The sequence below is a fragment of the Chryseobacterium sp. SORGH_AS_0447 genome (assembly GCF_030818695.1).
Classification (GTDB): Bacteria; Bacteroidota; Bacteroidia; order Flavobacteriales; family Weeksellaceae; genus Chryseobacterium.
Genome location: NZ_JAUTAR010000001.1, coordinates 3,046,747 through 3,073,318, shown reverse-complemented (window position 1 = coordinate 3,073,318; position 26,572 = coordinate 3,046,747). Strand labels below are relative to the sequence as shown.

Annotated in this window: 16 protein-coding genes; 15 read left to right on the top strand and 1 reads right to left on the bottom strand. The window is 44.1% G+C overall.

Going from position 1 to position 26,572, the window contains the following annotated elements; genetic code table 11:
• Nucleotides 1-477: 477 nt before the first annotated feature.
• The 10 genes from QE422_RS14125 (at nucleotide 478) to QE422_RS14080 (ending at nucleotide 16,649) form a co-directional block, all read left to right on the top strand.
• Entirely contained in the window at nucleotides 478-3,114 is a 2,637-nt protein-coding gene (locus QE422_RS14125; RefSeq protein ID WP_307459608.1) for a glycoside hydrolase family 3 C-terminal domain-containing protein, read from the top strand.
• 71 nt (nucleotides 3,115-3,185) lie between these two features.
• Nucleotides 3,186-5,165 carry an alpha-L-arabinofuranosidase C-terminal domain-containing protein gene (locus QE422_RS14120; protein WP_307459604.1) on the top strand — a complete coding sequence of 660 codons (1,980 nt, stop codon included), beginning with the start codon at nucleotides 3,186-3,188 and terminating at the stop codon, nucleotides 5,163-5,165.
• 260 nt (nucleotides 5,166-5,425) lie between these two features.
• Nucleotides 5,426-7,126 (top strand): ribulokinase, encoded by a 1,701-nt coding sequence (locus QE422_RS14115; RefSeq protein WP_307459602.1) that lies wholly within the window; start codon nucleotides 5,426-5,428, stop codon nucleotides 7,124-7,126.
• A gap of 19 nt (nucleotides 7,127-7,145) precedes the next feature.
• Nucleotides 7,146-7,844: an L-ribulose-5-phosphate 4-epimerase gene (locus QE422_RS14110; RefSeq protein WP_307459599.1), complete on the top strand. Its 699-nt coding sequence runs from the start codon at nucleotides 7,146-7,148 to the stop codon at nucleotides 7,842-7,844.
• Nucleotides 7,845-8,053: 209 nt separating this feature from the next.
• On the top strand, nucleotides 8,054-9,550 hold the full coding sequence (gene araA, locus QE422_RS14105; protein ID WP_307459596.1) for an L-arabinose isomerase: 1,497 nt from the start codon (nucleotides 8,054-8,056) through the stop codon (nucleotides 9,548-9,550).
• A 23-nt stretch (nucleotides 9,551-9,573) separates the two neighbouring features.
• Nucleotides 9,574-10,734, top strand: a complete 1,161-nt coding sequence (locus tag QE422_RS14100) for an aldose epimerase family protein (RefSeq protein ID WP_307459592.1) — start codon at nucleotides 9,574-9,576, stop codon at nucleotides 10,732-10,734.
• A 2-nt stretch (nucleotides 10,735-10,736) separates the two neighbouring features.
• Entirely contained in the window at nucleotides 10,737-12,464 is a 1,728-nt protein-coding gene (locus tag QE422_RS14095) for a sodium/solute symporter (RefSeq protein WP_307459589.1), read from the top strand.
• A 537-nt stretch (nucleotides 12,465-13,001) separates the two neighbouring features.
• Nucleotides 13,002-13,640, top strand: coding sequence for a 3'-5' exonuclease (locus QE422_RS14090; protein WP_307459585.1), 639 nt, complete (start codon nucleotides 13,002-13,004; stop codon nucleotides 13,638-13,640).
• A gap of 10 nt (nucleotides 13,641-13,650) precedes the next feature.
• Nucleotides 13,651-15,558, top strand: coding sequence for a DUF294 nucleotidyltransferase-like domain-containing protein (locus QE422_RS14085; protein ID WP_307459583.1), 1,908 nt, complete (start codon nucleotides 13,651-13,653; stop codon nucleotides 15,556-15,558).
• Between the two features lie 365 nt (nucleotides 15,559-15,923).
• Nucleotides 15,924-16,649 carry a hypothetical protein gene (locus tag QE422_RS14080; protein WP_307459580.1) on the top strand — a complete coding sequence of 242 codons (726 nt, stop codon included), beginning with the start codon at nucleotides 15,924-15,926 and terminating at the stop codon, nucleotides 16,647-16,649.
• 418 nt (nucleotides 16,650-17,067) lie between these two features.
• On the opposite strand, the gene QE422_RS14075 is transcribed toward QE422_RS14080, so the two are convergent.
• Nucleotides 17,068-17,754 carry an NUDIX domain-containing protein gene (locus QE422_RS14075; protein ID WP_307459577.1) on the bottom strand — a complete coding sequence of 229 codons (687 nt, stop codon included), beginning with the start codon at nucleotides 17,752-17,754 and terminating at the stop codon, nucleotides 17,068-17,070.
• 551 nt (nucleotides 17,755-18,305) lie between these two features.
• Here QE422_RS14075 and QE422_RS14070 point away from each other — a divergent pair.
• From QE422_RS14070 to QE422_RS14050, 5 genes are all read left to right on the top strand, one after another.
• Nucleotides 18,306-20,663, top strand: a complete 2,358-nt coding sequence (locus QE422_RS14070; protein WP_307459574.1) for a glycoside hydrolase family 127 protein — start codon at nucleotides 18,306-18,308, stop codon at nucleotides 20,661-20,663.
• A gap of 20 nt (nucleotides 20,664-20,683) precedes the next feature.
• Nucleotides 20,684-22,603, top strand: coding sequence for a sialate O-acetylesterase (locus tag QE422_RS14065; protein ID WP_307459571.1), 1,920 nt, complete (start codon nucleotides 20,684-20,686; stop codon nucleotides 22,601-22,603).
• A 20-nt stretch (nucleotides 22,604-22,623) separates the two neighbouring features.
• Nucleotides 22,624-24,126, top strand: a complete 1,503-nt coding sequence (locus tag QE422_RS14060; RefSeq protein WP_307459568.1) for an MFS transporter — start codon at nucleotides 22,624-22,626, stop codon at nucleotides 24,124-24,126.
• Between the two features lie 69 nt (nucleotides 24,127-24,195).
• Nucleotides 24,196-25,311: an endo-1,4-beta-xylanase gene (locus tag QE422_RS14055; RefSeq protein WP_307459566.1), complete on the top strand. Its 1,116-nt coding sequence runs from the start codon at nucleotides 24,196-24,198 to the stop codon at nucleotides 25,309-25,311.
• A 179-nt stretch (nucleotides 25,312-25,490) separates the two neighbouring features.
• On the top strand, nucleotides 25,491-26,465 hold the full coding sequence (locus QE422_RS14050; RefSeq protein ID WP_307459563.1) for a glycoside hydrolase family 43 protein: 975 nt from the start codon (nucleotides 25,491-25,493) through the stop codon (nucleotides 26,463-26,465).
• Nucleotides 26,466-26,572: the final 107 nt, after the last annotated feature.

The window sequence follows — 26,572 nt, the reverse complement described above, 5'->3', positions numbered from 1 at the left end:
AGGGGGAAATTTTAATGGAAACAGCACTCTGTAGGAGTGCCATCTTATCAATAGTTGAAAACGATCGAACTTCTCCGGAGTTCGGTTGTTTTTTTTATTCATCCTACACACATACTGCTCCTATGGAGCAGACCTGGTAATCAGCAAGCCTATCTTTTGTAATTTTTACGGTTAAATTAAAACCACCGCTTCATCAGATCAGCTTGCCGATCTAGCTTTGCTTCCTTAATCGTATGCATAAAGAAAATAGATCTTCGCGTAAAAAAATCCTGTTACACCTTTTTCATCATCAATTTGCCACAGTAAGTATTTTTAAAAATCGGGAACATCCGCATTATTTTCAAAAATTAAGTGTTAATTACACATTTATTTAAAAGAGAATCCTATATTTGTGCTTCTCACAAAGATTACCAGAAACCATTGATGAATTTTAAATGATGAAAAGCATAAACAACATGTGACCATTGATATTCATATATGAAAAAGATAACTTTAGGCATCAGCCTCCTCATCAGCACGGCATCGGGACTATCTGCACAGACCGCCGATACAGAACCGTTCAGAAATACTAAATTACCCGTAGAACAGCGGATTGAAAACCTCCTCGGGCTGCTGACGGTAGATGAAAAAATAGGAATGATGATGGATAATTCCAAAGCCGTTCCCCGGCTGGGTATTCCCGCATACGGCTGGTGGAACGAGGCACTGCACGGTGTGGCAAGGGCGGGAACCGCTACGGTTTTTCCACAGGCCATCGGGTTGGCGGCAAGCTGGGATGTCCCGGAACACCTGAAAACTTTTGAAATGATTTCTGACGAAGCCAGAGCCAAATACAACCGGTCTTTTGACGAAGCAGGAAAAACCGGACGATATGAAGGACTCACGTTCTGGACACCCAACATCAACATCTTCCGTGATCCGAGATGGGGAAGAGGGCAGGAAACCTATGGAGAAGATCCGTTCCTGACGGCAAGCCTGGGCGTAGCAGCCGTAAAAGGATTGCAGGGAAATGATCCCGACTACTTCAAAACGCACGCCTGTGCCAAGCACTTCGCTGTACACAGCGGCCCGGAATGGAACCGGCACTCCTATAACGCTGAAATTTCTCATCGCGACCTTTATGAAACCTATCTGCCGGCTTTTAAGGCTTTGGTGATCGAAGGAAATGTAAGGGAAGTGATGTGTGCCTACAACGCATTCGACGGTCAGCCATGCTGTGCCAATGATTTTCTGGTAAGTGATATCCTGAGAGGAAAATGGAAATACGATGGCATGGTGGTGTCCGATTGTTGGGCACTCGCCGACTTCTACCAGAAAAAATACCACGGAACCCATCCGGATGAAAAATCCACGGCAGCCGATGCGCTGAAACATTCTACCGACCTTGAATGCGGAGATACCTACAACAACCTCAATAAATCCCTCGCCAGCGGCCTGATCACTGAAAAAGACATTGATGCATCTATGCGCAGGATCCTGAAAGGCTGGTTTGAACTCGGTATGCTCGATCCGAAATCAGCCGTACGCTGGAACAGCATCCCGTATACGGTCGTCGATTCCGAAGAGCATAAGCAACAGGCACTGAAAATGGCCCGGAAGTCGATCGTACTGATGAAAAATGAGAAAAATGTTTTGCCTTTAAACAAAAACATAAAGAAAATCGCAATTGTAGGACCTAATGCCGATGACGGAATCATGCAGCTGGGCAACTACAACGGAACCCCTTCTTCTACGGTTACCATCTTGGACGGTATTAAAGCCAAGCTTCCCGGTACGGAAATCATCTATGAAAAAGGATGTGAAATTGCAGATCCTTCCGCAAGAACCTCACTGGCCAGAAATTTCAAAAGTCAGAAAAACGGAGCGCCGGGCATGAAGGTAGAATTCTTCAACAATCCCGATTGGCAAGGAACTCCGGTGAATACCTCAGTAAACAATTCCGTTATTAATTACAGCAGCTTCGGCGGAACCCAGCTCGCTCCGGGCGTTAACCGTGAAAATACTTCTGCCAGGATTTCCGGTACCTTTACCAGCAGCTACACCGGCGAAGTGGTATTCTCCGCATTTACCTCCGATGTGTACACCTTACTGATCGATGGAAAGGAAATCGCTACCCGCAAAGGCCCGGACGCAAGACATCCGTCGGAATTCCCGGTGCAGATGCAGAAAGGAAAAGAATATCAGGTGGAACTCCGTCACAGCCAGAAAGGTAAATACGTGAGCATCGGTTTTGAAGTGTACCGTAAAGATCCGGTGAATTTTGCCGAGGTAAAAGAAAAAGTAAAAGACGCCGACGTGATCGTATTTGCCGGCGGACTTTCCCCAAGCCTTGAAGGAGAGGAAATGCTGGTGAATGCCGAAGGTTTCAAAGGAGGTGATAAAACCAATATCGAACTGCCGAAAGTTCAGCGTGAGCTTTTGGCTGAATTAAGAAAAACAGGAAAACCGGTTGTTTTTGTACTGTGTACCGGAAGTGCCCTCGGATTGGAGCAGGACGAAAAAAATTACGATGCCTTGGTAAACGCCTGGTACGGCGGACAATCCGGCGGAACAGCCGTAGCCGATGTATTGTTCGGAGATTACAACCCATCCGGAAAGCTTCCGGTTACCTTCTATAAAAATATTGCACAGCTGGATAATGCCCTGTCCAAAACCGGCAAGCATGAGGGGTTTGAAAATTACGACATGCAGGGACGAACCTACCGTTATATGAAAGAAAAACCGTTGTATCCGTTTGGTCACGGGCTGAGCTATTCATCCTTTTCTTACGGAAATGCGACCCTCAGCAAAAACAGCATCGGTACGAATGAAAATGTAACTCTTTCAGTTCCGGTAAGCAATACTTCCGGAAAAAACGGCGAAGAAGTCGTTGAGGTCTACATCAAGCGGAACAATGATCCGTTGGCTCCTGTAAAAACACTCAGGGCCTTCCAAAGGGTATCCGTTCCGTCCAAAAACTCTAAAACTGTCCAGCTCACCCTGTCGCCGGATTCTTTTATGTTCTATGACGAAAAAGCAGATGACCTGGTGTCCAAACCCGGCGATTATACCATCCTGTACGGCGGAACTTCTGCCGATTCAGGATTAAAAAGCCTTCCGCTCAAGGTAAAATAATAATTAAACTTACAAAACCTCACAAAACCTCATAGGTTTTTAAAACCTATGAGGTTTGATAAGCAGACTTCATGAAAACAAAAAATACAATTTGTGCCGCCGCACTTTTCCTGACGGCCACTTTCTTTTCCGCTCAGTCTCAAAAATCAAGCTTCAGCCTTGATCTGAACGGTGCGTCTACCGGAATTAAAATCCAGCCAACGATGTACGGGATTTTTTTTGAGGATATCAATTTTGCAGCAGACGGCGGATTGTACGCTGAACTCATCAAAAACCGCAGCTTCGAGTTCGACGAACCGTTGACGGGATGGAAGCAACCCAACACGAAAACACTTTCTCCAAACCTGGATTCCGGGTTTTTAACCATCATAACCGATAAGTCTAAACCTAATAGAAATTACGCAAGAATCACGGTGGGGAACGACAAAAACTATCTCCTGGAAAATGAAGGATTCAGAGGAATCGGGCTGCATCAGGGTGAAAAATATGACTTAAGTTTTAATTTGGAAAACGTTTCAGGAAACATTTCTGCCATCAACATCAGTCTTGTCGATGAAAAAGGAACGGTGGTTTCTTCAGTTTCCAACATCATAAAAAGCGGGGGCTGGCAAAAATACAATGCAGTTTTCAATCCTTCCAAAACGATTGAAAAAGCAAAGCTCCAAATCACATTTACCGGAAAAGGCATTGTGAATATGGATATGATCTCACTGTTTCCTCAGGATACCTGGAAAGGAAGAAAAGGCGGTTTACGAAAAGATCTGGTGCAGAAATTATATGATTTACATCCGGGATTTTTACGTTTTCCGGGGGGCTGTATCGTAGAAGGAAGGACATTGGCAGAACGGTACCAGTGGAAAAAAACAATTGGTAAAGTGGAAGACAGGGAAAACCTGATCAATAAATGGAACAACGGATTTGCGCATCGCCTTACCCCTGATTACTGGCAGTCTTTCGGTCTTGGCTTTTTTGAATATTTCCAGCTAGCAGAGGACCTGAATGCCGAACCGCTTCCAATCTTAAGCTGTGGAATGGCTTGCCAGTTTAATACCGCCGAACTCGTAAAAATGGAAGATCTGGATCCGTATGTTCAGGACGCTTTGGACCTGATTGAATTTGCCAACGGCGATTCCCATACGAAATGGGGAAAAATCCGTGCTGAAATGGGACATCCGCAACCTTTTAATATGAAATTCATCGGGGTTGGAAACGAACAATGGGGAGCAGATTATATCGAACGCTATAAAGTTTTTGAAAAGGCCATCCATTCCAAATATCCGGATATTAAGATCGTTTCCGGGAGCGGGCCTTCTCCCGACGGCGATTTCTTTGATTACGGATGGAAAGAGCTGAAAAAACTTAATGCCCAGATCGTCGACGAGCATTACTACAATTCCCCGGAATGGTTTATGAAAAATGCCGGGAGATATGATAAATACAACCGTTCCGGACCTAAAGTTTTTGCCGGGGAATATGCAGCGCAATCGGTTGGTGTTGTAAAGCCTGACAATAAGAACAGTTGGCTTACCGCACTTTCTGAAGCCGCTTTCATGACAGGGCTAGAAAGAAATGCCGATGTAGTGACGATGACATCTTATGCACCGCTTTTCGCCCACGCAGAAGGATGGCAGTGGACGCCGGACCTGATCTGGTTCAATAACTTAAAATCTTACGCAACGCCCAATTATTATGTCCAGAAACTTTTTTCCAACAACAAAGGAACGGAGGTCCTGAAAATTACCGGTAACGGAAAACCGGTAACGGGGCAGGATCAGCTGTATGCTACGGCCGTAAAAGATGCAAAGACCAAAGAAACCATTATCAAGATCGTGAATACGGATGCCGAAGGTAAATCTGTAACCATCAATCCGGAAAGCTTACAATTAGGGAACAGGCTGACAAAAATTACCCTGACAGCCCCGCAACTTTCTACCGAGAACAGCTTTGAAAATGAACCCATTCAGCCTAAAGAAGAAACCCTGAACCTGAAAAAGGGGAAATTAATGGTGGATATTCCTGCCCAATCATTGGTAATTTTAAAGATTAATTAAATTTAAATATTTAATAATCAGTAAATTATAAAAATTAAGTGTATTTATTACATTTAATTAAAAAGAATCTTATATTTGTTTGAATCTCTGAAATGAATAAATAATGATTTTATAACATTATAATTTCTGGCAGATCACGGTGGTCACGCAGGTTTAATCTCGAAAAATCTGCTGAATCTGCTGATCTGCGAGAGTGTATGAGTCATTAAGTGAAGTATAAAATTTAAACAGATCAAAAAAGAAATCAAGTATTCCCATTCATGAAAAAATATGTTATAGGATTAGATTACGGGACCGATTCCGTTCGGGCAGTACTCATCGATACCGAAAACGGAGCGGAGCTGGCTTCCTCGGTAAGCTATTACCAACGCTGGAAAGAAGGCCGTTTCTGCAGCCCTGAAAAAAACAGGTTCAGGCAGCATCCTTCAGACCATATCGAAGGACTGGAAAAAACCATCACCGAAGTGGTTAGACAAAGCGGTGTACAGCCGGAAGAAATCGTCAGCATCTGCATCGATACCACCGGATCCTCGCCTCTTCCTGTAAATCAGGAGGGAATAGCCCTTTCCCTGACACCCGGTTTTGAAGAAAACCCGAATGCCATGATGGTATTGTGGAAAGATCACACATCGATCCGTGAAGCTGAAGAAATCAATACCCTTGCCAGAACATGGGGCGGTGAGGATTATACGCGTTTTGAAGGCGGGATCTATTCCTCCGAATGGTTTTGGGCGAAAATCCTGCACATCAATCGCGTGGATGAAGAAGTGAAAAATGCAGCACACAGCTGGATGGAACATTGCGATTACATCACTTTCCTGTTGTCAGATCACCAGGATCTCGAAACATTTAAAAGAAGCCGCTGCGCAGCCGGGCATAAAGCCATGTGGCACGAAAGCTGGGGCGGACTGCCTTCCGAAGATTTTCTCAACAGGCTCGACCCGTCTTTAGGGCAGCTCAGAGACCGATTATACGATAAAACCTATACTTCTGATGAGGTTGCCGGCCATCTTAATGAAGAATGGGCGGCAAAATTAGGATTAACCACCGCAACAGTGATTGCTGTCGGAACTTTTGATGCCCACTCCGGTGCCATAGGTGCTAAAGTGGAAGAGAACACCCTGATCAGGATTATGGGAACCTCTACCTGCGACATCATGGTAGCCCCGAACGAAATCATCGCCGACAAAACCGTAAAAGGAATCTGCGGCCAGGTAGACGGATCCGTGATCCCGGGAATGGCCGGGCTGGAAGCAGGACAATCTGCTTTCGGAGACGTACTGGCCTGGTTCCGCGACATTCTGATGTGGCCGGTAAACAACATGCTGCAGCATTCCGAGATCATTTCACCGGAACAGAAAGCACAGCTTAAAGAAGAATTTGAAAATAACCTGATCAAAAATTTAACCCTGGAAGCAGAAAAAATTCCTGTTGGTGAAGCCATTCCGGTAGCCTTGGATTGGGTGAACGGAAGAAGGACTCCTGATGCCAATCAGGAACTGAAAGCGGCCATCAGCCACCTTTCCCTGGGAACCAAAGCACCGCATATTTTCAAAGCACTGGTAAATGCCATCTGCTTCGGAGCCAAGAAAATCGTAGACCGTTTCGAGGAAGAGGGAATTCCTATTCATAAAGTGATCGGAATCGGAGGTGTGGCCAGAAAATCTCCGTTCATTATGCAGACATTGGCCAATGTACTGGATATGCCGATCATTGTTGCAGCTTCAGACCAGGCACCGGCATTGGGTGCCGCCATATACGCCGCCGTGGCCGCAGGTGTTTATCCTGATGTTCAGGAAGCCAGCTGTCACATGGGTTCCGATTTTGAAGCGGAATACCATCCGCAGCCGGAACAGGTGCAGGAGTACGACCGGCTGATGGAGCAATACCAGCAGCTTGCCGACTTTACGGAAAGCGTAATTAAGAGCCCTGTTAAGGTTCTCAACCTTAACAGGGCTTAAACACCAAAAAACAAACAACATGAAAAAATATAAAGAACTTCAACGGGAATGCTACGAAGCCAATATGCAGCTCGATGCATTGAAGCTGGTGGTGTATACCTTTGGAAACGTAAGCGCTGTTGACCGCAACGAAGGCATTTTCGCCATCAAACCGAGCGGCGTTCCCTATGCCGATTTAAAGCCGAAAGATATGGTGATCCTGGATTACGATGCGAATGTCATAGAAGGAAAGCTGAGACCGTCTTCCGATACCAAGACCCATGCGTACCTGTATAAAAACTGGGAAAACATCGGCGGGATTTCCCATACGCATGCCATCTATTCCGTGGCATGGGCACAGGCGCAGATGGACATCCCGATTTTCGGGACCACCCATGCGGATCACCTGACTTCCGATATTCCATGTGCCCCTCCGATGGACGACAGCCTGATCGAAGGCAACTACGAATACAACACCGGCATCCAGATCCTCGACTGTTTCAGAGAGAAAAATCTCTCACCGCAGGAAGTGGAAATGGTCCTGATCGGGAATCATGGTCCGTTTACCTGGGGCAAAAATGCAGAAAAAGCGGTGTATAACAGCAAAGTCCTGGAAACCATTGCTGAAATGGCTTATCTTACAAGACAGATCAATCCGGACGCGCTTCGTTTAAAAGATTCGTTAATTAAAAAACATTACGAAAGGAAGCACGGGAAGGATGCTTATTACGGACAGTAACAGGCGGCTGGCTGTTGGCTTTTAGCTTCTGGCTGCTTTTAAAATATAAACCTCATAGGTTTTAAAAACCTATGAGGTTTCATGAGAAACGAATCCAAAAGGTTCAACATAAAATAATCTAAACCTAACGGGTTTCCAAAAACCCGTTAGGTTTTATAAGAAACAGCATTAAAAATCAATCATCAATTATCAATCATCATTTATAAACTATGTTAACACCTCTCAATACGAAAGAAATCTGGTTCATTACCGGAAGCCAGCATTTATACGGCCCTGAAACATTAGCACAGGTAGCCGAACATTCAGCGAAAATCGTGGAAGCGTTCAATGCTTCGTCACAGATTCCTGTAAAAGTGGTTTTAAAGCCTACTGTAAAAACAACGGAAGAAATTTTCGAAACCCTGGTAGCCGCCAATCATACTGCCGACTGTATCGGGGTGGTAACCTGGATGCATACCTTTTCACCGGCTAAAATGTGGATCCGTGGACTTACGGCTTTGCAGAAACCTTTGCTGCACCTTCATACCCAGTTCAACCAGGATATTCCATGGTCAACGATGGATATGGATTTTATGAACCTGAACCAGGCGGCGCATGGCGACCGTGAATTCGGATTTATGGTGAGCCGCCTCCGCAAAAACAGAAAAGTAGTAGTAGGACACTGGGCAGAGGAAAGGGTACAGAAGCAGATCGGCGACTGGAGCCGTGTGGCTGCCGGCTGGGACGACTGGCAGGGTGCTAAGTTCGCCCGTTTCGGAGATAATATGCGGTATGTGGCCGTAACCGACGGTGATAAAGTGGAAGCGGAAACCAAATTCGGATTCTCCGTTAATACCTGGGGAATCGGTGATCTGGTAAGCGTGATCAACGGAATCGGGGAGGGCGAAGTGAAAACTTTGATCGAAGAATATGAAGCTTCCTACAGAATGGCAGAATCCCTGCTTTCCGGCGGTGCCAATAGAAAATCATTAGAAACGGCTGCCAGAATTGAGCTTGGTCTTGAAAAATTCCTGAAAGACGGAAATTTCAAAGGATTTTCCGATACTTTCGAAGACCTTCACGGGATGGAACAGCTTCCGGGAATCGCCGTACAGCGACTGATGGAAAAAGGATACGGTTTTGCCGGCGAAGGCGACTGGAAAACGGCAGCCCTGGTGAGAGCGATGAAAACCATGGGACAGGGATTGGAAGGCGGAAACGCATTCATGGAAGATTATACTTATCATTTAAATCCTTCCAACCCATCTATTTTAGGTTCCCACATGCTTGAAGTAGATCCGGTACTGGCTGCTGATAAGCCGTCATGTGAAATCCACCCGCTGGGAATCGGAGGAAAGGCCGACCCTGTAAGACTGGTCTTCAATTCAAGAGGCAATACCGATTCGCTGGTTGCGGCACTGATGGATTTCGGAAACCATTTCAGATTGCTGATCAACAAAACAAAATCGCTGGACATTACCGAAGAGCTTCCGAAACTTCCGGTAGCAAGGGTGCTCTGGAAACCGCTTCCGGATCTTTATACGGCTGCTGAAGCATGGATCCTGGCCGGTGGTGCGCACCATACCTGCTACAGTGAAAACCTGACGGTGGATCAGCTGGAGGATTTCGCAGAAATGGCGGGAATCGAATCGCTGGTGATTGACGAAGACACGAAAATCCGTGATTTTAAGAACACCCTTCGATGGAATGAAATCTATTACCGTTAATTCTTCAACAAATATCATGTATTATGAAAAAAATAGGAGGCAGTTTATTCATTTTATTAGCAGTTTTATGTATTTTCGGCTGCAATAAAAAGGAAAACAACAATAAAACGAACTCACATACCATGGAAAATGTACAGGTTTCAGATTACGGAGTTACCGCAAAAGGAGATTCCATTAAAAAATATACGTTAAGCAACAGGAACGGGATGAAAGTGGAGGTCATCAATTATGGTGGGATCATCACTTCGCTTACCGCTCCCGATAAAGACGGGAAATACCAGGACGTGGTTTTAGGATTCACCAAACCTGAAGATTATTTCAACGGGAATCCGTATTATTTCGGCGCTTTGATCGGAAGATACGGAAACAGGATTGCCAATGCCAAATTGACCTTGGATGGCAAAACGTATGACATCGACAAAAACGACGGTCCAAACAGCCTTCACGGAGGAAAAGAAGGCTTCCATACCAAAATATGGACGGTAGAACAGGTGAAAGATGCCAAATTACCAACTTTAAAATTAACCTATGTAAGCGCTGACGGTGAAGAAGGATATCCGGGAAAGCTAACAACTACAGTTCTTTATACCCTTACCGAAGACAATGCCCTGGAAATTTCCTACGAAGCAGAAACCGATAAACCGACTGTCGTAAACCTTACGCAGCATTCGTATTTCAATCTTTCCGGAAATTATTCCAATCTGATTACGGATCATGAACTTCAGATCAACGGAGATAAATTCTTACCGGTAAACAAAACGCTTATTCCTTTGGGAGAAGAAAAAAGCGTAAAGGGAACCCCGTTTGATTTTACGGCTGCCAAAGCGATCGGCAAAGACATCAATGCAGAAGACGAGCAGCTGAAATTAGGTGGCGGATACGATCACAACTGGATCCTGAAAGGAACCGGAATGAGAACCATCGCTACGGTGTACCACCCTGCAAGCGGAAGGGTCATGGAAGTAATGACCGACCAGCCGGGCGTACAGTTTTACTCCGGAAATTTCCTGGACGGAAAATTCGATACCAAAACCGGTGGCAAATATGAAAAAAGAAGCGGATTCTGCCTGGAAACCCAGCACTATCCGGATTCTCCGAACCAGCCTGCTTTCCCTTCCACGGAGCTGAAGCCGGGACAAAATTACCAGACTAAAACCATTTATAAATTTTCTGTTAAAAAATAAGTATGGGAAAACTAGCAACCATTGATATCATCATCTTCTTAATATATTTTGTGGTGGTAGCATCCTACGGGCTCTGGATTTACAAAAAGAAAAAATCCGAGTCTACGGGCAGTAAAGATTATTTCCTTGCCGAAGGATCGCTCACTTGGTGGGCCATCGGCGCCAGCTTGATCGCTTCCAACATTTCGGCGGAGCAGTTCATCGGGATGAGCGGTGAAGGGTTTTTCGTGGGAGTGGCCGTTGCCGCCTACGAATGGATTGCCGCTGTTGCCCTGATCATCATCGCCGTATGGTTTATCCCGATCTACCTCAAAAATAAGATCTACACCATGCCGCAGTTTCTAGAAACCCGTTACAACAAATCGGTTTCCCTGATCATGGCCGTATTCTGGCTGTTTTTGTATGTGATTGTCAACCTGACTTCCATCCTGTATCTCGGTGCATTGGCCATCGATACTTTACTGGGCGGCGAACACCTTCACATCATTATGATCGTTCTTCTGCTGATGGCTTTGCTGATCGGTTTGGGAGGAATGAAAGTAATCGGGTACACCGACGTAATCCAGGTAGCGGTACTGATCATTGGAGGTTTTGCTACCGTATACATGGCGCTGCAGATCGTTGACCAGAGAATCAACGGTGCAGCAGTAGGAAATGCGTTCGCCGGATTTAATACTTTGATGAACGAAGCGCCGGGTCACTTCAAACTGATGCTTGATAAACCGACAACGACAACCACTACTTTAGGGATGCCTCAGAATATGGACGTTCAGAAATACGTGGTGTTACCGGGATTGGCGATGTATTTTGCCGGACAGTGGATCGTTAACCTGAACTATTGGGGCTGTAACCAGTACATCACCCAACGTGCGCTGGGAGCTGACCTGAAAACGGCAAGAACCGGGATCCTGTTTGCCGGATTCCTGAAACTGTTTATGCCGATCATCGTAATGCTTCCGGGGATTGCAGCTTACGTGCTGTACACCAAAGGACAGCTTCCGGGATTCAACGGAGTGAAGGATGGTGCCTATTCTGCCATTCTAACCTTCCTGCCTTCCGGATTGAAAGGTCTGGCGGTAGCAGCGTTAACCGCAGCCATCGTAGCTTCCCTGGCCGGAAAAGTAAACAGTATTTCAACGATCTTCACCCTGGATATCTATAAAAAATACCTGAAAACGGATGCTACCGAAATCCAGATGGTAAGAACGGGAAGATGGGTCATTATCATTGCGATGATGGTTGCGCTTGCCTTTACCTGGACCGACGTTCTGGGCATCGGTGGGGAAGGAGGATTTACGTTCATCCAGAAATACACCGGATTTATCAGCCCCGGGGTTTTTGCCATGTTCTTATTGGGAATGTTCTGGAAGAGAACTACCGGGACTGCAGCTTTGGTAGGGGTAATCTTAGGGTTCGTACTGGCGATCTTCTTCAACAGCTTTGCCATCGGCATCTTCGGAAAAGAAACCTGGCTGTATACGGCATTCACCTATGAAAAACTGGAAAACGGCGTGGTACACACCATCACCGAAATCCCGTTCCTCATCAACATGGGATGGTCATTCTTTATTACCATCGTGGTGATGGTTCTGATCAGCCTTGCAGGACCGAAAGTCAACCCGAAAGCTTTTGCCATCGACAGCAAAATGTTTAAGGTAGACTCAAGAACAATGGTTTTAATTGTCATTACTCTATTGCTGCTTACCGCTATTTATGTAAGATTCTGGTAATATTTAATGATAATATCAATAAAAAACAGGATGCCGATGGTATTCTGTTTTTTTATTTTTCTGCTGATATACCGGTTGTGGGGTTATTGCTGATGAATTGAAGTTGAATCATGCATATTATAACGGATTTATAACATAGATTGTTCTGGAAATCAGACATGCATAGAAAGAAAAAATTCCATTCCGGTATTTAAAAATTATTCCGTAGGAAAATTATCTGTGTAGCATATTACCAGAAGCATATATTGAGCACGCCATAGGTGTGCTATCTAAGAAACGCTTGCTAAGTAAACGGCATACTGTAAAAAGATAGAACTCCGCCGGAGTTCCGATGACTTCAACCAATAAAAATACTGCACAGATACTGTTTCTCCGGAGCAATTATTTTACTGTTTCAAGATGGTTCAAAAGTCTGCTAAATCCACTAATGCATATTTAAGATTAAAGTTTAAAATGTATTAAAAAATGTGAAATTATAGCGAATCAACATACTGGTAAAAAGATCAATATCACTACATTTGTATCAAAACCATTTCTGTGAATCCTTACCTCCTATTTATCGATACGGAAACCACGGCAGTTCCCAAACGGTGGGATCTCCCGTATTCCGACACCGGAAACTGGCCCTCAGCGGTTCAGGTTTCCTGGATCATCTGTTCGGAAGACGGAACGGAGATCAAAAAGGAAGACCAATACATTTTTGAAGAGGATCTGGTGATCAGCGAAGGATCCTTCAGGATTCATGGCATTACCGAAGAATTCCTGAGATCCCGTGGTAAAAGCAGGAGGGAAGTATTGACCCGTCTTACTGAAGACATCGTAAAATATCATCCTTTGATCGTAGGTCATTTCCTCGAATTCGACCTTCATACTTTGTCTGCAGATTACTTCAGGGCGGGGCTGCCGAATCCTTTCCAAAACAGCCGGTTGTACTGTACGATGCTGAAAAGCAGGCAGTACAGGTCCGGAGCTTCAGAAACGGGCATGCGTCTGCCGCAGCTCTATCGGCTCCTTTTAAATGATAAATCAGAACCTTCCCATAATGCGATCATCGATGCAGAAATGACGGCCCGTTGCTTTTTTGAAATCCGCCGGCAGAACCAGTTATCCCAAAATGATCTTGAAGAAAAACACGATCTGATCACAGAAAAATTACACTTTCCCGTTTTAAAATGATAATCAACCTATGGAACATCTGATCCCGCTTTTACAGAAAACACCGCCTTTCAGCCTTTTGCCGGAAAGCGTGCTGCAGGAAGTTTCCGAAAGCATGCAGAAGAAAACATTTCCTAAAGAAACACTGGCTTATCGCCAGGAAGTTACCGAAATGCAGGGCGTGGATGTCATTATGGAAGGAGAGTACGAAACGTTTTTCTTTGATGCCTCCCAAAATAAAAGGTGTATCGAAATTCACCATTCACCGTACTGTTTCGGGGGAATCTCCGTGGTGCTGAACAGGGTCCGGGCTTTAAAATCTGTAATGGCGAAAAAAGGAACCGTCGTGTACACGCTTCCTAAAAAAGAATTTACCGAGCTCTGTAATGCTTATGAAGATTTTTTTCATTATTTCACTGCCGATTTCGGGAAGAAAATGCTGGATGAAGAGTTCGCGCATTTTGTAAAAACACCGGCATCTTTTGAGGAAAGTTATTTTGCGGCAGACCAGTTGTATTCAAGGAAAATAGAAAGCATTGCTTTTAAAGATATCGTTTCGTGTACCGGAAGCACCCCGATTTTTGAAGCCGCGCGGATCATGGCGAAAAACAAGGTAAGCTGTTTATTCATCCGGAATGAGCAGGATCAAAATATCGTAGGTTACGTAACGGATATTACCCTGCGTGACAACGTTATTGCCCAATGCATAGATCCGCAGAAAGTGGTACAAGAAGTAATGGATAACCCCATTGTTTCCATTTCCAGCGATGCCTATCTTTATGAGGCGGTGCTGATGATGTTTAAAACCAAAACCCGGTATTTGTTGGTAGAAAAAGAGGGTGAAATGGCAGGATTTCTCAGCAGGAACCGGCTGTTGAGCGAGCAGGCACAGTCGCCGCTGGTTTTCATACAGTCGGTAAAGCAGGCCGGTACAACAGCGGAACTCCGTAAAAAGTGGCTGCAGGTACCGGATATGATCAACCAGCTGCTGGGCCGCGGCGTTCACGGGGAAATTGCCAGCCAGATCATTACTACCATTGCCGATACCATCACCATAAAAGTAATTGAAAATGTGATCCGCCAGATCGGGAAACCGCCGGCGAAATTTGTTTTCATGGTCACCGGAAGTGAAGGACGGAAAGAGCAGACCTTAAGCACCGATCAGGATAACGGCATCACCTATGAAGACAAAGCCAATGAACAGCGCGAAATGGTGCGTGAATACTTTCTTGATTTTGCCAAAAGGGTTTCCGACGATCTCAATACCATCGGTTTTGTTTACTGCAAAGGCGAATTTATGGCCAGCAATCCGAAATGGACGCATTCGTTGTCCCACTGGAAACGGAACTATGAAGAATGGATCAATGAAACCGTTCCTGAAAATGCCATGAAGTTTTCTACCCTTTTCGACTGCCGTTATATCTATGGAGAAGAAGCGATCATCAACGAACTGAAAGATTTTATTCAGGACCAGCTTCGCGTTCCGAATGAGCGTTTCTTTACCTTTATCGCAAAAAACGCCCTTCAATATGAAGCCCCTTTAACCTTTTTTAAAAGGATTAAAACCCAGACGATCGGTAAAGCGGAAGTCTTCGACATCAAGACGGCGATGAGTCCGATTGTCGACCTGCTCAGGGTATATGCGTTGAAAAACGGTATCAATAATGAAAATACCGGAGAACGGATGAAAAAGCTCCAGGCAGCCGGCGTCTTCAGCAAAGAACAGTACCAGGAACTTCACCATTCGTATTATTACCTGATGGCCTTACGCCTGAAAAACCAGGTTCACCAGATCAATATCGAAAAGAAAATGCCGGACAATTATATCGAGATCAGCCGTCTCACTAAAATTGAACGGGTGACACTGACTGAAATTTTTAAAACCATCAGCAACTTCCAGCAGGGCATCCGGATGAAATTTACCGGAAGCCTGTCTTAATTTACGTTATTTGACGGTTAACCTTTTTCTGTTGGTTGTTACTATAAAAATAGAAATAGAAATACAGCATAAAGTCCTGAAAGGACGACTTATATCAGCATCAGGTGCAGCCCGATGACAGCAATAGTCGTAATCAAACAAGCCCTGAAGGGGGCGACATAAATCAGCATCGGGTGCAGCCCGATGACAACAAGAATCGTAATCAAATCAGCCCTGAAAAGGCGGCATCACGCTCCCGCATGGATTGAACACCGTTTTATTTTGCAGAATATTACGATCTATCTTCATTAAAATACTGCAATATTAAATTTCATCTCCTGTAACAATTCAGCAGTCTTTATTCACTAATTATCAAAAATAAACCAATGAAATTGTTACAACTTCTTCCCGTATTGCTGTTTTTGCAGCCGGCCTTTGCGAATGCCCAACAGAATGTTCAGACCCCCGAGAAAAATCAGGTAGACCGTTCATTAATCAAAAATGAAACGTATTCAATGGTTTGGTATGCACTGAAGGATACGGCAAAAGTGGAAATCGGTAAGGTGGATACCCAGATCCTGAAATCGGGCAACCGCATCACGGTAAATTCAACGGTTAAAATGAAAGATTTGCCGGACTGGAAAGACGAAACCATAGCCGGACTCCCGGACTTTGCTCCGGTAAAACACACCTCTTTCAATGTTCAGCGGGATATGCTGCTGGATTTTGAGAAACCCGATACCGTGACCGGATATTATCTGGATAAAACCAAAAACAGCAGGACGGAGATCAGTGAAACCACTGCCGGAAAATTCTTCGACAGCAATTTATACACCCAGCTCATCCGTTGGCTTCCGCTGAAAGAAGGCTATACCACGGAAATGGCCATCTTCGATTACAACCCGTCTTTGGGAAAAGGCATCATGAAAGCTTATGTAACCGGAACAAAAAAAGGGACTTACAAAAACAAACCGGTATGGATGGTTTCGGTAACGGATGACATCTCCCAGAAAAAAGCTGCAAGCACCTATTACATCGACAGCAAAACCCGCGAACTCCTGAAACAGGAAGTGAATATGGGACCGAGAAAAATGCTGATGGAGAGATTATAAATAACGTGAATCCAAAGAGGAGCCGGATTAACAGGTTGGAAGCTGGATGCCGGAAGTTTATCCTGTCAATATTATTTTTAAAAGTATCATTTCAAAAATCAACGCAAAATAAATAAAATACAGTCGAATTTGCATTATAAATAAAAAACCTTTCAGTGTTGAAGCGCTGAAAGGTTTTTTATTGGAAGCCTTTAAAGTCCAATCCAAATGAAGTTTGAAAGGCATAAAATCTATTTAATAATGAAACAGATTAAGCAATTTAAAAAATCAAAGATTTGCTCACTGTTTTTTATATTAATTAAAGGAATTTGCAAACCTCTTCCAGTTTTTTAAAAACTTTTGCGGACTTTTTAGTATCCCGGCATTCAACTTATTATGAATTCTTAAGATCTTTTGTGACTTTTGCGGTTAAAAAAATCTACATTTTAAACATAAATCCCTGGGAAATCTTCTTATTGTATTTTTTTTCATCGAAACGGTAGAGGAAAGATCCTTTTTTAGATGACGTCATATCTTTTTCATCTGTTTTCACCAAGATGTCCATTCCGTTGATCTTGCTGGTAAAATTCCGTTTGTCGAAGGTTTCACTGAAAATGGCTTCGTACAGATTCTGAAGATCCTTCATGGTAAATTTTTCCGGCAGCAGCTCGAATCCGATGGGCCGTGTCGATGCCCGCCTTCTCAGTCTCAGGACGGCATCTTTCACCATTTCATTATGGTCGAAAATAAGCTTCGGGGCACTTTGGAGATCGAACCATTGGAAACTGTAATTTTCATTGATCTGAAGGTTTTTTTCGATATGGATCAGGGCGTAGTAGGAAATTGAAATAATCCTGGCCGTAGGTTCCCGGTGGATTTCAGTATAAGAGTTGAGCTGTTCCAGATAAATATTTTCAAGGCCGGTAAGGTTTTGGAGCACCCTTTTGGCTGCTTCATCAGCCGTTTCCTCATTGCCGACAAAACCTCCCATCAGGGACCATTCACCCAGCTGAGGCTCGAAATTCCTTTTCACCAGGAGGATTTTAAGATGCTCCCCGTCAAATCCGAAGATAATGCAGTCTACCGCAACCAAATGTCTGGGATACTGTGAATAATCCTGTTCCATTGTATTATTTTATACAAAGATAAAGCTTTTCCAGCGGGTAGGCCGGAAACAAATGTGTTTTTTACACTTTTGCGAAAAATCATTTCTTATTGAGTAAATTATTGCTTCCGGCAACAATTTTTGGGAGTTACAACCGTGGCTGAAATCTGAAAAAACGATGCAAAACACATTAAATCTATATGAATGCAATGTTAAAATTGTGTTAAAATTTGATAATCTTTAAATTCGGAATTAGAGAATTGATTTTTCGGGCTTAATCTTAAAAATACGATAAGTAATTCGGAAGATAATTAACAATTCCATACAATTTCTTTATATCTGTTTTAAATAGTGCTGGTTTCAGGTTATTAATCTGATTTTCCTGATCGTATATAATCTTATTTTTTATGATAAGGTAGGGCCGTTTCACGGTTTTTGAATGCCCGTAGGGATATAATTTGTTCATGGGTTGTTTCCCGGTTTTCACAAATTGTTTTGTATATTGATTCTTTCCGTTATTTTAGAAATGTTGAAATAACATTTATTAATGAACAGAAAAACTGTCTTTATTATTGCTGGGTTTTGCTACAGTTACCTTTGCTCAGGTGAAGAAAAGCATCCGGTATTTCCCGCTGAATACCGTGCAGTTGTCAGAAAGTGTCTTCAGCAAAGCGATGCAGGCCGACAAAAGCTATGTGATGGCCATGGAACCGGACCGGCTCTTGGCTCCTTATCTGAAAGAGGTTGGCCTTCCTGCTAAAGCTGCTAATTATCCCAATTGGGAAAATACCGGGCTGGACGGACATGTCGGCGGGCATTATCTTTCAGCACTGTCCTTGCTTTACGCTTCTACAAAAGATGCAAAAGTAAAACAACGGCTGGACTATATGCTGGACGAGCTGGAACGTTGCCAGAAAGCTTCCGGGAACGGCTATATGTCAGGAATTCCGAACGGTAAAAAAATCTGGAACGAAATTGCAGATGGAAACATCCGTGCTTCCGGTTTCGGACTGAATGACCGTTGGGTTCCTTTGTATAATATCCATAAAACCTATTCCGGACTGCGGGATGCCTATTGGTATGCGGGAAGTGAAAAGGCAAAAGATATGCTTATTCGGTTAACGGATTGGATGGCCAATGAAGTATCAAAACTTTCTGATGAACAGATCCAGGAAATGCTCCGCAGCGAGCACGGCGGGCTCAATGAAGTTTTTGCCGATGTTTATGATATAACCAAAAATAAAAAATACCTTCAGCTGGCACACCGGTTTTCCCATCAGGCGATCCTGAACCCATTGCTGAACGGTGAAGATAAACTTACGGGAATCCATGCCAATACACAGATCCCGAAAGTGATCGGCTACAAAAGAATTGCCGATCTTGAAGATAATACCTCATGGAATGCCGCTGCCGATTTTTTCTGGCATAACGTAACCGAAAAAAGGTCTTCGGCTATCGGAGGGAACAGCGTGAGCGAGCATTTCAATCCGGTAAACGATTTCAGCAGCATGATCAAAAGTATTGAAGGCCCTGAGACCTGCAATACCTATAATATGCTGAAGCTTACGAAACAGCTTTTCGCCACTTTGCCCAAATCCTATTATATGGATTATTACGAGCGGGCATTGTACAATCATATCCTTTCCACAGAGAATCATGAAAAAGGCGGTTTTGTCTATTTCACGCCGATGCGTCCCGGTCATTACCGGGTATATTCGCAGCCGCAGACCAGCTTCTGGTGCTGTGTAGGATCGGGAATGGAAAACCACGCCAAATACGGCGAAATGATTTATGCACATTCTGATCAGGACCTGTATGTGAATTTATTTATTCCGTCTACCTTACAATGGGCAGAAAAAAAAGTAATGTTGCGTCAGATCAATAATTTTCCTGAAAATCCGGAAACAAAACTGGTTTTTGATCTTACCGGGAATTCGGTACTGAATCTTAAACTCCGGTCTCCGGAATGGGCAACGCCTTCGGAAGTGAAAATCCTGATTAACGGCAAGCTGCAAAGCGTACAGCCTGATGCAGACGGCTATTATACTCTGACGAAAAAATGGAAAAAAGGAGATACGGTGGAAATGAAACTGCCGATGCACCTTACGGCAGAACAGCTGCCGGATCAGTCGGATTATTATGCCTTTAAATATGGTCCTGTTGTTCTTGCTGCTCCTTATGGAAAGGAAAACCAGCAGGGGCTTCTGGCGGATGACAGCCGCGGCGGGCATATCGCGCATGGTCCGCAGATTCCTTTAAATGAAATTCCTGTCATTGAAGGAAATGCCTCGGAAGTCCTGAACCATGTACAGCCGGTAAGCGGCAAAAACCTTTCGTTCAGCATCAACGGGTTATATCCTTCTGAAAAATACACCAAAGGGCTTCAGCTGGTTCCGTTTTATACCATTCAGGAAGAACGGTATATCCTGTACTGGCCGCAGGCAGACCGGGACAAGATACAAGCCGTACAGAAACAAAGAGCGCTGGAAGAAGCAGAAACCCGTAAGCTCGACCAGATTACCATCGATAAGATCCAGCTGGGAGAACAGCAGCCGGAATCCGATCATTTCTTTGAAAGTAAAGATTCCAACACGGGATATATGGAAGACCGGCATTTCCGTGATGCCAAAGGCTGGTTCAGCTACCGTATGAAAAATCCCGGTAAAAACGCAACTTTCCTGTATGTACTGTACTTCGATAATAATGCCGGGCGTATGCTGAATGCTGAAATCAACGGTAAGAAAGTCTTCGCTAAAAAACTCGAAGGCAAAGCCGGAAATTCGCCTCAGTATCTGCTTCTGCCGGTACCGGATTCGGAAAAAAGCAAAGAAAGCCTCACCGTAAAATTCTTTGCGGAGGACCAGGCCATGACCTCGAGGATTATTGAAGTCCGGCTTCTCACCCAAAACTATGAAAAATCCATCAAGTAATTTAAATAACAGATCATTCCATGAATATATATAAGTCCAAAACGGCCTCTTTTCTGCTTGTCAGCATTTTCAGTATTTCCATGATGGAAGCCAAAGTAAAGCTTCCTGCCCTGGTTTCGGACGGGATGATCCTGCAGAGAAATATGCCGCTTAAAATCTGGGGGTCGGCCGATGCAGGAGAAAAGGTGAATGTAAAATTTTTAAATAAAACCTACACCACCAGCGCCGATAAAAGCGGGAACTGGAACATCATGCTTCCCGAACTGAAAGCCGGCGGACCTTATGTAATGACCATCAACGAAATTACCCTGAAAGACATCCTGATCGGTGATGTGTGGGTAGCTTCCGGACAATCCAACATGGAGCTTCCGATGCGGAGGCTGACACCATTGTACAGTAACGAAATTAAAAATGCCAACAATAAAAACATCCGGTTCTTCACGGTACCGCAAAAATACAATTTCAAAACTCCACAAACGGAGCTGGACGGTGGGAAATGGCAATCCACCGATCCGCAGACCATTCTTGATTTTTCAGGGGTAGCGTATTTTTTTGCCAAAGAAATCAATGCCGAAGATAAAGTTCCGGTGGGAATCATTCATACCAGCCTCGGAGGATCTCCGGTTCAGGCCTGGATGGATACGAATTCCCTGAAAAAATATCCTGAATATCTTGATGAAGCTAAAAAATGGCAGAACGATGACCTGATTAAATCCACGGAATCGGGTGAGCAGGCAGCCAGCAGAGCCTGGTATACCGAACTTGACCAGAACGATCCCGGATTGGCACAGCATTGGGAAAAAGCGGATGTCGATGACTCCGGATGGAAAACCCTAAAAGTTCCGGGATCATGGGAAGATCAGGAAGGATCTTTTGACGGAACGGTTTGGCTGAGAAAAGAAATCAATGTACCGGCCGGATCATCCGGTAAACCGGCATTTTTAAATTTAGGAAGAATAAGGGATGCTGATGTTACTTACATCAATGGCGTTAAGGTCGGAAATGTAACCTATGAATATCCGCCACGCTGGTACGACATTCCGGCAGGTGTACTGAAGGATGGAAAGAACATCATTACGGTCCGCATCACCAACGGAAGCGGAAGAGGGCAGTTCATTGCGGACAAACCATACTACCTGGAAGTCGGAGGTCAGAAAATAGATCTTACCGGAAATTGGAAATATAAAGTCGGCGCAAAAATGTCGAGAGTGGCTCCCGGACAAACCTTTATCCGCTGGAAACCTACTGGATTGTACAATTCAATGATCAATCCGCTCACCAATTATAAAGTAAAAGGATTCCTCTGGTACCAAGGCGAAAGCAATACCGGAAAACCGAAAGAATACGGCGACCTGCTGACGACCATGATCAATGACTGGCGCAATAAATGGAATGAGCAAAACGCGCCATTCCTGATTGTGCAGCTGGCCAACTTCATGGAGACCAAAAGCCAGCCGATCGAAAGCAACTGGGCAGAACTGAGGGATCAGCAGCGCTTAGTTTCCCAGACCATTCCGAATACCGGACTGGCCGTAACCATCGACGTAGGAGAGTGGAATGACATCCACCCGCTGAATAAAAAAGCAGTCGGAGACCGGTTGGCTTTCCAGGCTTTGAAAATAGCCGATAAAAAGAAGATCGTGGCAGACGGACCGGTCTATCAGTCGATGAAGACGGAAGGAAATAAAATCATACTTTCTTTCAAAACCGGGACAGATGATCTTGCAAGAGTAGCCGAATTGAAAGGCTTTGCCATCAAAAATTCAGACGGAAGCTGGGCCTGGGCGAAGGCAAAAACGGAAGGTAAGAAAGTTATCGTCTGGAATGAAGCGGTTAAAAATCCGGTAGCCGTACGCTACGACTGGGCCGACAATCCGGACGGCAATCTCAAAAACACAGCCGGGCTTCCTGCTTCACCTTTTACAACAGAAAAAAATTAATTTAATCCTCATATCTAAAAATGAATAATCATCCACAGAAAATATCAGTATCCGAAAAAATAGGCTACAGCTTAGGTGACCTTGCGGCCAACCTCGTTTTTCAGACCCTGGTTACGTACCTCGCTTATTTTTATACCGATATTTACGGACTCAAGCCGGAAGATGCTTCCATTATTACTCTTATTGTCGGTCTTATCGCAGGTTTCGGATTCAATCCGGTGATCGGTGCTCTGGCAGACCGTACCAAAACCAAATGGGGGAAATTCCGTCCGTGGATCTTATTTACAGCCGTTCCGTTGGGAATTGCGGCGTTTCTGGCCTTCAGCACACCCGGCTTTTCCTATAAAGGAAAAATGATCTACGCAGCCATTACGTATTCCATACTTTTATTACTGTATGCGGCCAATAATCTGCCGTATGCCGCACTAAGCGGAGTAATTACGGGTGATATGGGAGAGCGGAACAGCATTTCTTCCTACCGTTTTGTAGCGGTAATGTTTGCCCAGTTCTTTGTTCAGGTATTCATGCTTCCCATCATTTTGTCCGTAGGACATGGCGACAAAGCAGCCGGTATTGAAACGGTAATGACGTGGTTAGCTGTTATCGGCTCGGTGATGCTGCTGATTACTTTTTTTACGACGAAAGAAAGGATTATTCCGACTTCCGAACAGAAATCAAGTTTGAAAGAAGATCTGAAAGACCTTTCCAAAAATAAGCCGTGGATAATTATGCTTACCGTAACCGCTCTTATTTTTATCACCCTGGCGATGAAGGGAGGTTCATACGTCTATTACTTCAACAATTATGTAGACGAGCCGGCTTTAGCTTCATTCATTTCACCGATTACAAACTTTTTTAATTCCATCGGGATGAATTTCTTCGGGGAAGATCCGAGATCAGCAGGTTTCGGACTGTTCAATGCCGGAGGGATCATCATGATGATTGTGGGGATTACCTTCTCTAAAAGATTTGCCGATAAATACGGTAAAAGAGATGCATTTATTGCTTCCCTTTTTATTTCTACCTTATTCATTGTTGCTTTTATATTCTATCCGCCGAAATCGGTAGGATTAATGTTCCTTTCCCAGATCCTCCACGGCTTTTTCTATGGGATCAGCACGCCGCTGCTTTGGGCGATGATTGCCGATGTAGCCGACTATTCCGAGTGGAAAAACAACCGACGCGCTACAGCGATTATTTTCTCAGCCATGATGGTCGGATTAAAAGTGGGATTAAGTATCGGAAGCTCATTGGTTTCTTCCATTATCGGACATTACGGTTACATTTCATCCGAAGGAACGGAAAATGTCATCCAGCCGGAAACGGTGGCCAGCGGTGCAAAAATGCTGGTGAGTATTTTCCCGGCCATTCCGTTTTTTGCAGCCTGCGGACTCCTGATGTTCTATGAGATCAACAAAAAAATGGAAGTGCAGATCGAGCAGGATCTTAAAGAAAGAAGAAAAAAGAAGATTAAATTTCAACAAATAAGGCTCAATCAGATAAACAAAAAGATTATCAGATAAGCCTCTTAGAAAATGGAGAGCTCCATAGGAGTACCTGTTAATAGACGGATAAATTATAAAAAATTGATTATGAAGAAAGCAGCCGCATTATTAGGAATTTTAGCCCTTACGGTTTCGTGTAAAACAGCACAGACCGCATCTTCCGGCGACTCCCTGAAAAATGCATTCAAAAATAAATTCTATATCGGAACCGCAATGAGCCTTCCGCAGATTGATGGGACCGATGTAAAATCGGATGACATCATCAGAAAGCAGTTCAGTTCCATCGTTGCGGAGAACTGTATGAAATCCATGTTCATCCAGCCTCAGGAAGGGAAGTTTTTCTTTGGTGATGCCGATAAGTTTGTAGCTTTCGGAGAGAAAAACAAGATGTTCATTATCGGTCATACCCTAGTTTGGCATTCGCAGCTGCCAAAATGGTTTTTTGTAGGCAAGGACGGGAAAGACGTTTCACCGGAAGTTCTTAAACAAAGGATGAAAACTCACATTTCCACGTTGGTCGGCAGGTATAAAGGCCGGGTAAAAGGCTGGGATGTCGTAAACGAAGCCATTATGGAAGACGGAACTTACAGAAAGTCTAAGTTTTACGAAATCCTTGGTGAAGAATTTATTCCGCTTGCTTTCCAATACGCACAGGAAGCAGATCCTAATGCCGAACTGTATTACAACGATTACAACGAATGGTTTCCGGAAAAAGTAAAGACCGTTACCAGAATCGTTAAGGATTTAAGATCAAGAGGAATCCGGATCGATGGAGTAGGAATGCAAACCCACGTAGGACTGGACAATCCGAAACTGGAAGAATACGAGAAAGCCTTAACGGATTATGCCGCGGCCGGCGTAAAAGTAAATGTTACCGAAATGGAAATCAGTGCGCTTCCTTCGCCGTGGGGAACTTCGGCCAACGTTTCCGACAAAGTGGAGTACGAAGCGAAAATGAATCCTTACACCAAAGGGCTTCCTGAAAATGTTCAGAAAGAATGGGAAACCCGTTATCTGGATTTCTTCAGATTGTTCCTGAAGCATAAAAATGAAATCCGGAGGGTTACTTTATGGGGCGTTACCGACAATCAGTCTTGGAAAAACGATTTTCCGGTAAAAGGCAGAACCGATTATCCGCTTCTTTTCGACCGTAATTACCAGGCAAAACCGGTAGTAGAGAAAATTATTGAATTAACAAAGTAAAATTAATAAACCGCAAAAGACACAAAAGAAATGCTTGAAAATAGAGCGGTTCAATAGAACAAAAAAGCGATATGATAATTCTTTTCTGAACTTTTGAATAGCTTGAAGCAGAATGAAATTTTTTGTGACTTTTGTGGTTGAAAACAAAATCAATTATCTAAAAGTCTAAACTATAAAAAATGAACAAAGCAAAATACCTTTTCCCGAAAGACTATATGGCTGATCCTTCTGTACACGTTTTTGAAGGCAAACTGTATATCTATCCGTCCCACGACCGTGAAAGCGGCATTGAAGAAAATGACAACGGCGACCATTTCGATATGAATGATTACCACGTTTTTTCCCTTGATAACGTGGAAAACGGTGACATTACAGACCACGGCGTAGTGCTTTCGGTAGAGGATATTCCATGGTCGGGAAGACAGTTGTGGGATTGCGATGTAGCCCATAAAGACGGTAAATATTATATGTATTTTCCGCTAAAGGACAAAAACGACATTTTCAGAATTGGAGTCGCGGTGAGTGATAAACCATACGGGCCGTTTGTTCCGGAAAAACATCCGATGATGGGCAGTTACAGCATCGATCCCTGCCTTTTTGAAGACAACGGAAAGCATTATATGTACTTCGGAGGAATCTGGGGCGGGCAATTGCAGCGGTACCGCAACAACAAAGCTTTGGAATCTGCGGTGATCCCGAATAACGACGAGCCTGCCATTCCATCAAAAGTAGTGATGTTGAGTGACAATATGTTGGAATTTGGCGAAGAGCCAAAAGACGTTCTTATTCTTGATGAAAACGAAAATCCGCTGCTTCATGGCGACAAGCACCACTTTTTCGAAGCTTCGTGGATGCATAAGTACAATGATAAATATTATTTCTCTTATTCCACGGGAGATACGCACCTGATCTGCTATGCAACCGGTGATAATCCTTATGGTCCGTTTACCTTCCAGGGAGAGATCCTGACACCAGTGGTAGGATGGACCACGCACCACAGCATTGTGGAATTTGAAGGGAAGTGGTATCTGTTCTTCCATGATTCCGTTCCAAGCGGGGGAAGAACGTGGCTGAGAAGCATGAAGGTCGTTGAAATCGAATATGATAACGATGGCAAGATTAAAACCATTGAAGGGCTGGAAGAAAATCAGTAATCTTGGATCAACCATGTCAGGGTTCTAAACCCTGACATGGTTCCAACAGCCATAGGTGAAACCTATGGGAAAAAATACAACAGGCAAACCCTGTTCAATTCAAATCA